The sequence below is a fragment of the Dehalococcoidia bacterium genome (assembly GCA_030648205.1).
Lineage (GTDB): Bacteria > Chloroflexota > Dehalococcoidia > JAUSIH01 > JAUSIH01 > JAUSIH01.
In genome coordinates this window covers 1-11560 of record JAUSIH010000008.1, presented here as the reverse complement: position 1 = coordinate 11560, position 11560 = coordinate 1, and the positions used below count along the sequence as shown (strand labels likewise).

The 11560-nt window shown below is 64.3% G+C and carries 11 protein-coding genes; 7 read left to right on the top strand and 4 right to left on the bottom strand.

Going from position 1 to position 11560, the window contains the following annotated elements; genetic code table 11:
- Positions 1-237 precede the first annotated feature (237 nt).
- From sucC to Q7T26_01055, 7 genes are all read left to right on the top strand, one after another.
- The gene (sucC, locus tag Q7T26_01085) at positions 238-1392 is read left to right on the top strand and encodes an ADP-forming succinate--CoA ligase subunit beta (GenBank protein ID MDO8530754.1); all 1155 of its coding nucleotides are present in this window, start codon (positions 238-240) and stop codon (positions 1390-1392) included.
- Positions 1393-1427: 35 nt separating this feature from the next.
- Positions 1428-2312: a succinate--CoA ligase subunit alpha gene (gene sucD / locus Q7T26_01080; GenBank protein ID MDO8530753.1), complete on the top strand. Its 885-nt coding sequence runs from the start codon at positions 1428-1430 to the stop codon at positions 2310-2312.
- 14 nt (positions 2313-2326) lie between these two features.
- Positions 2327-3049, top strand: a complete 723-nt coding sequence (locus Q7T26_01075) for an HAD family hydrolase (protein ID MDO8530752.1) — start codon at positions 2327-2329, stop codon at positions 3047-3049.
- A gap of 442 nt (positions 3050-3491) precedes the next feature.
- On the top strand, positions 3492-5276 hold the full coding sequence (locus tag Q7T26_01070; GenBank protein ID MDO8530751.1) for a trypsin-like peptidase domain-containing protein: 1785 nt from the start codon (positions 3492-3494) through the stop codon (positions 5274-5276).
- A gap of 212 nt (positions 5277-5488) precedes the next feature.
- The gene (locus Q7T26_01065; protein MDO8530750.1) at positions 5489-5863 is read left to right on the top strand and encodes a zinc ribbon domain-containing protein; all 375 of its coding nucleotides are present in this window, start codon (positions 5489-5491) and stop codon (positions 5861-5863) included.
- A gap of 3 nt (positions 5864-5866) precedes the next feature.
- Complete coding sequence (gene dtd, locus Q7T26_01060) at positions 5867-6310, top strand: D-aminoacyl-tRNA deacylase (protein ID MDO8530749.1); 444 nt, start codon at positions 5867-5869, stop codon at positions 6308-6310.
- 113 nt (positions 6311-6423) lie between these two features.
- Positions 6424-7218, top strand: a complete 795-nt coding sequence (locus Q7T26_01055) for an enoyl-CoA hydratase (GenBank protein MDO8530748.1) — start codon at positions 6424-6426, stop codon at positions 7216-7218.
- 12 nt (positions 7219-7230) lie between these two features.
- On the opposite strand, the gene Q7T26_01050 is transcribed toward Q7T26_01055, so the two are convergent.
- The 4 genes from Q7T26_01050 to Q7T26_01035 all read right to left on the bottom strand — a co-directional run bounded on the left by Q7T26_01050 (position 7231) and on the right by Q7T26_01035 (position 11280).
- The gene (locus tag Q7T26_01050; GenBank protein MDO8530747.1) at positions 7231-7665 is read right to left on the bottom strand and encodes a cobalamin B12-binding domain-containing protein; all 435 of its coding nucleotides are present in this window, start codon (positions 7663-7665) and stop codon (positions 7231-7233) included.
- 147 nt (positions 7666-7812) lie between these two features.
- Positions 7813-8229: a VOC family protein gene (locus Q7T26_01045; protein ID MDO8530746.1), complete on the bottom strand. Its 417-nt coding sequence runs from the start codon at positions 8227-8229 to the stop codon at positions 7813-7815.
- Positions 8230-8237: 8 nt separating this feature from the next.
- Positions 8238-9389, bottom strand: coding sequence for an acyl-CoA dehydrogenase family protein (locus Q7T26_01040; protein ID MDO8530745.1), 1152 nt, complete (start codon positions 9387-9389; stop codon positions 8238-8240).
- Between the two features lie 235 nt (positions 9390-9624).
- Positions 9625-11280 (bottom strand): methylmalonyl-CoA mutase family protein, encoded by a 1656-nt coding sequence (locus Q7T26_01035; protein MDO8530744.1) that lies wholly within the window; start codon positions 11278-11280, stop codon positions 9625-9627.
- Between the last annotated feature and the right edge of the window lie 280 nt (positions 11281-11560).

Here is an 11560-nt window from a genome sequence, read left to right as displayed (position 1 = left end):
ATCAGTTAGGTCGTCGTCATTCCGGCGAAAGCCGGAATCCATCAGAGCGTCTCCCCCACGCACGTCTCTGGACACCGGCCTTCGCCGGTGTGACGGGTAGAGTCCCATTCCCTACCACGGCAAACTGATACACTACCCAGCCCGTTCGTTGATTGCTTTTCCGCCCCTCGTTTAGTATGCTGAATCTGGGCGCTGCTGAAGCGCCTTTCCTCTGCACGTACAGCCGCTGGAGGCGTTATGAAGGCCCACGAATACCAGGCGAAGCAACTGTTCGCCGAGTATGGCATCCCGATCCCCAAAGGCGGCGTCGCCAGGACGCCCGCCCGCGCGAAGAAGCTGACCGAGCAGCTCGGCGGCAAGGCGGTCATCAAGGCGCAGGTCCACGCCGGAGGCCGCGGCAAGGCGGGCGGCGTCAAGCTGGTCAACTCGCCGGAGGAGGCCCATGCCGCCGCGAAGGCCCTGCTGGGCAAGCGCCTCGTCACCCACCAGACAGGGCCGGAGGGCGCGCCCGTCAACCAGGTGCTCGTCGAGGAGCAGATGGCGGTCCGTAAGGAACTGTACTTGTCCATCGTCATGGACAGCGCCGCGCGCATGCCTGTCATGATGGCGAGCGAGGCGGGCGGCATGGAGATAGAAGAGGTCGCCGCGAAGGCGCCGGAGAAGATCTTCAGGGCGGCCATCCACCCGGTGGTCGGTTTCCAGCCCTACCAGGGGCGGCAGCTCGCCTACGGCATGAACATCCCGCCGGAGCTGGTGCGCGCCGCCGGAGACGTGATGGCGAACCTCGCACGGCTCTTCCAGGCCAAGGACTGCTCCCTGGCTGAGATTAACCCGTTGGTCATCACCGGCGACGGCCGTATCCTGGCGCTGGACGCCAAGCTGAACTTCGACGACGACGCCCTGTTCCGCCACGAGGACGTGGCCGCTTTGCATGATCCGGCGCAGGAAGACCCCCTGGAGGTCGAGGCCCACAAGGCGGGCATCTCCTACATCAAGCTGGACGGCGACGTGGGCTGCATGGTCAACGGCGCCGGCCTTGCAATGGCGACCCTGGACGTCATCAAGCTGATGGGCGCGACGCCCGCCAACTTCCTCGACGTGGGCGGCGGCGCCAGCGAGGAGCAGGTCGCGGCGGCGTTCAAGATCATCCTTGCGGACAAGGAAGCCAAACGGGTGCTGGTCAACCTCTTCGGCGGCATCCTGCGCTGCGACGTGGCGGCCAACGGCATCATCCGCGCGGTCAAGGAGGTGGGCGTGCACGTGCCCATCGTGGTGCGGATGCTCGGCACCAACGCGGAAGAGGGCAAGAAAATCCTGGCCCAGTCGGGCCTTAACATCATCGTCGCCAACGACCTGAACGAAGCGGCGCAGAAAGTGGTGGCGGCGCGGTAGCGCGCTTCGTCTCCATATCAGAGCAAGAGGTTACAATGAGCATCCTTGTTGACAGCAACACCCGGCTCGTCGTCCAGGGCATCACGGGCCGCGAGGGCAGCTTCCACGCGACGCGCTGCAAAGCGTACGGCACCAATCTCGTGGCGGGCGTCACGCCCGGCAAGGGCGGCGCCAGGTTCGAGGACACGGTCCCCATCTTCAACTCCGTCCAACAGGCCGTGCGCGAGACGGGCGCCAACGTCAGCCTCATCTTCGTCCCGCCGCCATTCGCCGCGGACGCCATCCTTGAGTCCGTGGACGCAGGTATTCCGCTGGTGGCCTGCATCACGGAGGGCATCCCCGTGCTTGACATGACCCGCGTGTGGCAGGTCATCAAGGACAGACCCGTGCGGCTCATCGGCCCTAATTGCCCGGGCCTCATCTCGCCCAGGCATCGGGCCAAGGTGGGCATCATGCCCGGCGACATCCACAAGCCCGGCCCCATCGGAGTCATCTCGCGGAGCGGCACGCTGACGTACGAGGCGGTGGCGCAGCTCACGGAGCTGGGCTTCGGCCAGAGCACGTGTGTGGGCATCGGCGGCGACCCCATCACCGGCACGTCGTTCGTGGACATGCTGCGCCTGTTACAGGACGACCCGGAGACCGAGGCGATTGTGCTCATCGGGGAGATCGGGGGCACCAAGGAGCAGGACGCGGCGGAGTTCATCAAGGCGCACGTGACCAAGCCCGTCGTCGCGTTCATCGCGGGCATATCCGCGCCGCCGGGACGCCGCATGGGGCACGCCGGCGCCATCATCACGGGCGTCTCCGGCCTTGCGAGCGAAAAGCAGCGCATACTGCGGGAGGCGGGCTGCGCCATCATCCCCAGCCCCGCCGAGATAGGCTCCACGCTCAAGCAAATGCTCCGGGCGCGCGCATAGGCGTGCCCAAGGCCATGCCGCGATTCACGGCCGTCCTCTTTGACGCGGACGACACGCTCATCGCCGGGACGCCGGACTACGTGGACCTCTACGCGGCCTGCGCCCGCGAGTCGGGCGTGGCGCTGACGCGCCGGGACGTGCTGAAGGCGCTCTTCGCCACGTGGACGGACCAGTCGTCGGGCCACGCCGACGCTCCCCCGCAAGGCGGGGCCGCCGACGTCTCCTACAAGCGCGCCGTCCAGGAGGAGACAAAGGTCTATATGGCGGCGGGCGCCGGAGACAGGACCCGCGCCATCGTCGAGCGCTTCCTGGCCCGCAGCGTCAGCCCACAGATATTCCGCCCGTACCCGGAGGCCCCCGCCGTGCTGATGGCGCTGCGGGCGGCGGGCCTGCGCCTGGGCCTGCTCACCAACCGCACGTGGCGCGTGCGTGAGTTCTTGGCGGATATTGGTCTCGTGCGCTACTTCGACGAGATTGTGGCGTCCGGTGCGCTGGGGCTGCACAAGCCGGACCCGCGTATCTTCCACTACGCCCTGCATGCCCTGGGCTCGTCCGAGGCCGCGACGCTCTACGTGGGCGACAGCCAGCACTTCGATATTGTCGGCGCGCGGAAGGCGGGCCTGGCCGTCGTGTGGGTGAACCGGCGCGGCGAGAAGCTGCGCGAGGGCGTGCCCGCGCCGGACGGCGAGATGCCCGACCTGACAGGGCTGCCCGCCTTCCTGGGAGTGACAAAATAGACCACATGCTATAGACTACGCTTGACCGTGTGGTCTCTGACCATACTTTCCTCCGGGAGAACACGGTATGCGTTGCGCTCTATGTGTCCCGGCTTCTGTGCTCGTCGCGGCATTGCTCACGAGTTGCCAAACCGCTGTTCCCGTTCCACCCTCGCCAACACCTCCTCTTTCACCATCGCCTGTATCAACCCCAACTTGGACGCCTACGTCCACGGTCGAACCCAGTCCTACCCCTCCATCCACGATGACTCCAACTGCAATCCCTTCGCTGACTCCGATGCCCTCGCTCACCTCAACACCCCTGCCCACTCCCACGAGGCCGCCGATCCCGACAACGACTCTTGTCCCCTCGCCTGCACCTACCAACACAGCCACACCGCTACCGGTGCCCACAGCGACTCTCACGCCTTCGCCAACAGCGACACCAAGCATAGGCGATGTCGTGCAGAAGGCGACGCACTCCGTTGTGTACGTCTTCACGGCCACCGGCTCAGGCTCCGGTTTCGTTACAACGAGAGGCAATCAAGTCTTGACCAGCGCGTATTTAGTCGGCCGAGACGATGCGCCCACCATCATTACGGAAGACGGCTCCTCTTACCGGGCACAGGTAATCGGTCTGGACGAGTACACAGACCTGGCGCTTCTCCAAGTCCCGGTGAATTTGCCGGCGCACATACCGTTCGGCGTCTCCGCCAACATTCACGTCGGAGATGACGTGATAGTCCTCGGATATCCTGAAGGACCCTTCACCGGCTGGAAAAGCGTAATACGCGGAATCGTGACCGGACTTGGCGTCACGAGCGGCACGAGGTATATCCAGACAGATGCGTCCATCAGTCGTGGAAACATCGGGGGACCTGTTCTGGACCGGTACGGAAACCTCATTGGCCTTATCGCCTTCAGCGTGGTAGATACTCAGGGATTCCGTCTGGGAATCCATCTTGCGACTATCGAGACAACTCTCCCCAGCCTTGAGCTCGGCCGGTTTGCCCGAGCATCGCCCGGACGCGCGCCGACCCCGACCCCCATACCAATGATCACGCCAACGCCGACGCGCATTCCCATCCCAACCCCCACGCCCCAGATTCCCGCGCTGGCCTCATGGTCACACGAGCGTGGCGATGCGACAAACACTCAAGCGAACAGAGATGAGAAAACTCTGCAACCCTCCGTCAACTTCAAGTGGTCTGTCAACGTTGGTAAGTGCTTGACGCAAGCCCCCCTGGTGGACGGCGGCACCATCTACGCCCTTGCTCTTCCCACGGATGACAAAGGTACCTGCACATCGCCCGCAGTAACGATAAAGGCGTATGATGCCGTGACTGGCCAATTGCGCTGGGAGTATCCCACACGCTGCTCTCTGGCGCCCAAGGTGGTTGCGCTACGACAGACTCTTTACTTGTACTGCTCCGAAACCGACGTCTCCTCCGGAACGCAGCCCACATATTCAATTCGAGCTTTGTCTTCAGTCCAACCACAGCAGCTTTGGGCGTTCGACACAAGGGGATATTCAGGACAATTCATGATCTCCAACGGGGACGTGCTGTTCGTTGAGACGTACGGAAAGGTCATGGCCGTTGACGCTGTCGCGGGGAAAGCTCTTTGGGAATACTCGACAGAGGTGGGAAGCTTTGCCGCAGCCGCCGCAACCAGAGATGTCTTGTATCTCTATAACACCGTGGGTGTTGCTGAGACGCTGGACATCGCCACGCAAAAGCAACTATGGCGAGTCAAGGTGGACTCCGTGGCAAGCCCCGCTTTGGCCGTTGATGCGTCTAGATTACTGCTGCTCGGCAGCAGGCAGATTGCAGATGTGTTGGCAACGGACTCCGGGACCATGTATTTTAGATTGCCCGTCGGAATGCAATTCTCGCGCAATGTAGAGACCGTGGCAGCCGGAATATACTACGGACAAGTCAAAGGCCTGATTTCAGACTCCATCGTAGCTATAAACATCGGTCCAACCATGTCGAAAAAATGGGAAGCCCTAACCCCTCCGTTCAACGACCGCCGAGTCACTGTCTCCTCATTCGCGTATGCCAACGGGTATCTCTGGGTGGGATCAGGGCCAGCCGGGCTTCATGCCTATGAAGCCTCCTCTGGAAGACTCGCTTCGAGTACCCAGATGGTCGGCGAAACTAATGCCATCACGTATGTTGTCCCCGCCAACGGAATGGTGTTTGCCGGCACCAGGCAAGGAAAGCTGTACGCGTACGGGAAACCCTGAGGCAGCTACTCGCAAGACCAGTCAATAATACACAGGGGAGTATCCTCTCCCCAGTCGAGTACGCCCCCTGTGTGCTTGCCCGACAGAGTTCCTGCAGATAGCGCCGCGATAGTTGACAGTCGCTACACGCGACTGCTAAAATAATCTATTACGACCGCCTATTATGTGTAGTTGGCGGCTGGCTGCTCGGAGCAGCGAGGTCGTGCGGAAACATGCCCATCTACGAATACGAATGCGCCAAGTGCCATAGCCACTTCGAACGGCGCCAGGGCTTCGACGAGGAGCCTATCGGCGTCTGCCCGGAGTGCAACGGCAAAGCGAGCCGCGTCATCCAGGCCGTCTCCGTCGTCTACAAGGGTTCGGGGTGGTATGTCACGGACTATGGGCGCAAGAGCGTTGTAGGCGACACCGCGTCCAAGCCGTCCGATTCCCCCGCGGGCACCAATGGCGCGGAGAAGTCCGCGGAAAAGCCCAAGGAGACGTCAAAGGAGAAGTCCAAGGAGGCCGTCGCCAGCGTAAGCAAGCCGGACGCGGCCAAGACCAAGGCGCCGTCCAGCGCCACCGCCTCAGAGGCCAGGGGGAGCTAGCCCGTGCGGGCACTCCTCCAGCGCGTGACCCGCGCCTCGGTCACTGTGGGGGAAGAGGTCGTCGCACGCATCGGGACCGGCCTGGTCGTCTTCGTGGGCGTCGGCGGGGACGACACGGAGGCGGACGCTCGACTCCTGGCCGATAAGCTCCTCCAGCTTCGCATCTTCGCCGACGATGCCGGCAAGTTCAACCGCTCCGCGCTCGACACGCGCGCGGACATCCTCGTCGTCAGCCAGTTCACCCTCTACGCCGACGCCCGCAAGGGCCGCCGCCCCAGCTTCACGGACGCCGCGCCGCCCGCCCTGGCCGAGTCCCTCTACAATCGCGTCGTGGAGCTTCTGCGCGCCTCCGGCCTGACGGTGGCGACGGGCCGGTTCGCGGCGCACATGCGCGTGGAGCTGGTGAACGACGGGCCGGTGACCATCTGGCTGGACTCGCGGGCGTAGGGACCAATCAGGCCGCGCAGCGCCTTTGACAGCGTGCACGCGCGCCGCTATGATGGCCCCGGCTTCAACAGTCCCTTCAGGTCCACTTTGTTGCGACAAGACGAGGAGCGCATATGCTGACCAGCGTGCTGGCCTACGAGAAGCAGGAGGCTGTGGGGGTTCTCACCCTCAACCGTCCGGAGAAGGCGAACGCCTTCAACCAGGAGATGGTGGACGGCATCATGGACGTGCTGGAGCGCGTGCGGAAGGACGACGATGTGCGCGTGCTGGTGGTCACGGGCGCGGGCAAGGCCTTCTGCGCGGGGGCGGACGTGAGCCGGTTGCAGAACCGCCTCCAGGGCAAGGAGGAGGCCCGCTTCCGGTCGGAGCGCTACGAGTCGCGGGGGTCCTTTGTGCTGGCCCTTACTCAATCGCCGCGGCCCACCATCGCCGCGGTGAACGGCGTGGCGGTAGGCGCGGGCATGTCCATAGCCCTCGCCTGCGACATCCGCATCGCCGCTGAGACGGCCAGCTTCGGGTCGCTCTTCATCAGGAGGGCGATTCCCCCCGACAGCGGCACATCCTGGCTTCTGCCACGGCTCGTGGGTATTTCCAACGCTCTGGAGATGATGTACACAGGGGAGATTATTGACGCCGCGCGGGCGAAGGAGATAGGGCTGGTCAGCCGCGTGGTGCCCCTTGGCAAGCTGATGGAAGAGACGATGGCGCTGGCCCGAAAGATCGCTGCGGGGCCGGCGGTGGCGCTCGACCTGACGCGGCGCGCGGTGTACCGGGGCCTGAGCAACGACCTGCCCGCGCAGTACGAGTACGAGTCCTACGTCCAGCGGATCGCTTCGCAGGCGGAGGACCACAAGGAGAGCATCCAGGCATTCTTCGAGAAGCGCCCTCCGCGGTACACCGGGCGCTAGGCCCGCGGCCCGCTAGCGGCGGCGCTCGGCGACGGCCTTGGTGATGAAGCTGGCGATTTCGGACGTGGTCGTTCCCGGCCCAAAGACGCCCGTGATGCCCATCTTCGCCAGCGCCGGCTTGTCGTCGTCCGGCACAATCCCGCCCACGACGACGATGACATGCTCCAGGCCCTTGTCCTTCAGGAGCTTGAGGACAAGCGGGCAGAGGTCCATGTGCGCGCCCGAGAGGATGGAGAGTCCCACCACGTCCGCATCCTCTTGAAGGGTGGACTCCACGATCATCTCCGGCGTCTGCCGGATGCCGGTGTAGATGACCTCCATGCCGGAGTCCCGCAGAGCGCGGGCGACGACTTTGGCGCCGCGGTCGTGGCCGTCCAGGCCGGGCTTGGCGACGATGACGCGGATGATGTCTCTGGATGTCCTGGTCGGCGTTTTCGTAGCGGTCACGGGTCACCCCCTGCTATGTCTGTCCTGTTGAGGGGGATGCGCCATCCCCCTGTGTCCCCCTTCCTGCCAGGAAGGGGGAGAGTTATGTCTGGGGGACACCCCCAGACCCCCGGAGAGGGGCAAAGCCCCTCTCTACCCGTCCCTTTGCTAGTGCCCCTTCCCGGGCACGGGGTGGCACAGCTCCACGAGCGTTCCCTGCGTGGAGCGCGGGTGGACGAAGCCCACCATGCCGGCCAGCCCCGGACGCGCCTGCTTGTCAATGAGGGACATGCCCTTGCCTTCCAGCTCCTTGAGCGTCTCGTTGACGTCACCCACCTGGAAGCAGATGTGGTGGAGCGCCTCGCCGCGCTTCTCCAGGAACTTGGAGACGCCGCTGCTCGGGTCCGTGGGCTGGATCAGTTCGATCTCGGTGTCGCCGATGGGGATGAGGCAGCCCTTCACCGCCTGCGACGTGACCTCCTGGATGGGCGCGCGCGGCATGCCCAGGATCTGGGCGAAGTCGTCCAGGGCCGCCTCGATATTGCTCACGGCCACGGCTACGTGGTGCAGCTTCTTGACCTTCATGCGTCCCCCTAGTTCTTGGCCAGTCCCAGCGCGTGCCGGGCGATGACCAGCCGCTGGATTTCAGATGTGCCTTCGTATATCTGCGTGATCTTGGCGTCCCGGAAGTACCGCTCAATGGGGCTTTCCTTGAAGTAGCCGTAGCCGCCGTGTATCTGGAGGCCGTTGGTGGCGCACTTCATGGCCGTCTCCGCGGCGAAGAGCTTCGCCATGGCCGACGCCTGCGCGTAGGGCAGGCTCCGGTCTTTCAGGTTGGCCGCCCGCAGGGTCAGGAGGCGCGCCGCGTCAATCTCGGTGGCCATGTCCGCGAGCATCCACTGGATGGCCTGCAGGTCGGCGATGGGCTTGCCGAACTGCAGGCGGCCTTTGGCGTGTCGGATGGACGCCTCGAAGCACGCCTGCGCCACGCCCACGGCCTGGGCCGCGATGGCTATGCGTGAGCCGTCAATAGTCTGCATCGCGATTTTGAATCCGTAACCCTCGTCGCCCAGACGGTTCTCGGCGGGCACGCGACAGTCCTCGAAGAACAGCTCGGCGGTGGAGGCGGCGCGGATGCCCAGCTTGCCATGCTGCTTGCGCGCGCTGAATCCGGGCATGCCCTTCTCCACGATGAAAGCCGTGATGCCCCTGGCGCGGCTGCTCTTGTCCTGAGAGGCGAAGACCACGGAGCAGTCGGCCACGTCGCCGTTGCTGATGAATATCTTGCTGCCGTTCAGGACGTAGGCTCCCTTGTCCTTGACCGCCGTCGTCTGGAGACCGACGGCGTCCGAGCCGGCGTTCGGCTCCGTCAGGGCGAAGGCGCCGAGCTTTGAGCCTTTCGCCAGGGGCACGGTGAAGCGGTGTTTCTGCTCCTCCATCCCGAACTTGAAGATGGGCTGGTTACAGAGAGATGCGGTCACGATGAGAATGGTGCTGGTGGCGGCGTCCGCGCGGGCTATCTCTTCCGCGGCGATGGCGAGCTGGGTGTACCCGCCGCCGGCGCCCCCGTAGCTCTGGGGGATGCCGATGCCCGTCAGTCCCATTTCGGCCATCTTACGGACGTTGTCCCAGGGGAACTCCTCGCGCTCGTCGTACTCACGGGCGCGCGGCTCAAGCTCACGCGTGGCGAAGTCTCGCACCGCGTTGCGGAGAAGCTGGTCCTCTTCCGTCGGCAGAAAGTCCATATACATCCCCTGTGTCCCCACAAGAGGACCCGTTCGCCCTCCCAAGGGCTGTCCGAGGCCCGCTTCCAGGGTGATTAGCCGTCACAGTCTATGGTACTACAGTTGCGAGTCGCGCTATACCCTGTCATTCCGAGTCCTTCCGTGGAAGGACTCGGAATCTCTTTTGGCCCTGAGGGAGGTCCTTCGCCGCGCTCAGGATGACAATGCGGAACAGGATGATAGGAGAAGCGGCGGCCTAGACGACCACCTGCTCCTTGTACTCGCCCCAGACATTCCGCAGCACGTCGCATATCTCGCCGATGGTGGCGTGGCTCTCCACGCACTCCAGGAAGGCCGGCATGGTGTTGTCCGTGCCACGGGCCGCCCTGTCCAGGTCCGCCAGCGCCTGCTTGGCTTTGGCCTGGTTGCGGGTGCGGCGGACATCCTGGAGACGCTCGACCTGCCGCCGCGTGGCCTCGGGGTCAATGCGGAAGAGGCCCTTGATGGGCGGCTGCTGGCTGGTGAACTTGTTGACGCCCACAATGACGCGCTTGCCGCTCTCCACGTCCCGCTGGAACTTGTAGGCGGCGTCCTGTATCTCCTTCTGCGTGTAGCCCATCTCGATGGCGCGGACGCCCCCGCCCAGGCTCTCGATCTTCTTGATGTAGCGGAAGGCCTCTTCTTCCAGAGTGTTCGTCAGGTGCTCCACGTAATAGGAGCCGCCCAGCGGGTCCACCGTCTCCGTGACGCCGCTTTCATGCGCCAGTATCTGCTGGGTGCGCAGGCTGAGCTGGACCGCTTCCTCTGTGGGCAGGGCCAGCGCCTCGTCCTTGGAGCAGGTGTGCAGGGACTGCGCGCCGCCCAGGATGGCGGCCAGGCTCTGGACGGTGGCGCGGACGACGTTGTTGTCCGGCTGCTGGGCGGTGAGGGAGACTCCGGCGGTCTGGACATGGTAGCGCAGCATCCAGCACCGCGAGTTCTTTGCCTTGAATCGCTCCCGCATGATCTTGGCCCAGATGCGCCGCGCCGCGCGGAACTTGGCGACCTCCTCGAACAGGTCGTTGTGACAGACAAAGAAGAAGCTGAGCCGTGGGGCGAAATCGTCAATGTTCAGGCCGGCGTCCAGCGCCGCCTGCACGTAGGAGATGGCGTGGGCGAAGGTGAAGGCAAGCTCCTGCGCGGCGGTGCAGCCCGCCTCCCGCATGTGGTAGCCGCTGATGCTGATAGTGTTCCATGAGGGGAGGTCCTTGCTGCACCAGGCGAAGACGTCCGTGATAAGGCGCATGGAGGGCCGGGGCGGGAAGATGTATGTGCCCCGCGCGACGTACTCCTTCAGGATGTCGTTCTGGATGGTGCCGCCCAGCTTCGCCAGGTCGGCGCCCTGCTTCTTGGCCACGGCCACGTAGAAGGCCAGCAGGATGGGGGCCGTGGCGTTGATGGTCATGGACGTGGTGACGTTCTGGAGAGGGATGGCGTCGAAGAGGATCTCCATGTCCTTAATGTGGCAGATGGGGACGCCCACCTTGCCTACCTCGCCGCGCGCCATCGCGTGGTCGGAGTCGTACCCTATCTGGGTGGGCAGGTCGAACGCGACGGAGAGGCCGGTCTGCCCGTGGTCCAGGAGGTACTTGTACCGGCGATTGGACTCCTCCGGCGAGGCATAGCCACTGTACTGGCGCATGGTCCACAGGCGGCCCCGGTACATGTTGGACTGGACGCCGCGGGTGAAGGGGTACTCGCCGGGGTAACCCAGGTCGCGGCCATAGTCGAAATTCGGCAGGTCCTCCGGCGTGTAGAGGGCGTCCACCGGTGTACCGGAGAGGGTCTGAAACTGCTGCTCGCGCTCGGGGTTGCGCTTCAGGCCGGGGTCCAGGACCTTGTCCCGCCACTCTTTCTTGGTCTGGCTGGGCATGGGTACCTCCCTCGGTTGAGACTGGGGGGCCACGCCTGCGCGCCGGCGGAGGATGGGTGCGGGCCTGACGACGAGCGTGGTATCCGACTCCAATGGATAAGTTTACCGAAATCGTTAGGATATGTCAACGCGCCGTGTTGCTGGGTAGTGTATCAGTTTGCCGTGGTAGGGAATGGGACTCTACCCGTCACACCGGCGAAGGCCGGTGTCCAGAGACGTGCGTGGGGGAGACGCTCTGATGGATTCCGGCTTTCGCCGGAATGACGACGACCTAACTGAT

What these genes read in the sequence shown, in the direction of transcription:
- Q7T26_01055 (MDO8530748.1), top strand. Translation starts at nt 6,424, where the DNA reads ATGCTGACCAGCGTGCTGGCCTACGAGAAGCAGGAGGCTGTGGGGGTT.
- Q7T26_01065 (MDO8530750.1), top strand. Translation starts at nt 5,489, where the DNA reads ATGCCCATCTACGAATACGAATGCGCCAAGTGCCATAGCCACTTCGAA.
- Q7T26_01035 (MDO8530744.1), bottom strand. Translation starts at nt 11,280, where the DNA reads ATGCCCAGCCAGACCAAGAAAGAGTGGCGGGACAAGGTCCTGGACCCC.
- sucC (MDO8530754.1), top strand. Translation starts at nt 238, where the DNA reads ATGAAGGCCCACGAATACCAGGCGAAGCAACTGTTCGCCGAGTATGGC.
- sucD (MDO8530753.1), top strand. Translation starts at nt 1,428, where the DNA reads ATGAGCATCCTTGTTGACAGCAACACCCGGCTCGTCGTCCAGGGCATC.
- Q7T26_01075 (MDO8530752.1), top strand. Translation starts at nt 2,327, where the DNA reads ATGCCGCGATTCACGGCCGTCCTCTTTGACGCGGACGACACGCTCATC.
- Q7T26_01045 (MDO8530746.1), bottom strand. Translation starts at nt 8,229, where the DNA reads ATGAAGGTCAAGAAGCTGCACCACGTAGCCGTGGCCGTGAGCAATATC.
- Q7T26_01040 (MDO8530745.1), bottom strand. Translation starts at nt 9,389, where the DNA reads ATGGACTTTCTGCCGACGGAAGAGGACCAGCTTCTCCGCAACGCGGTG.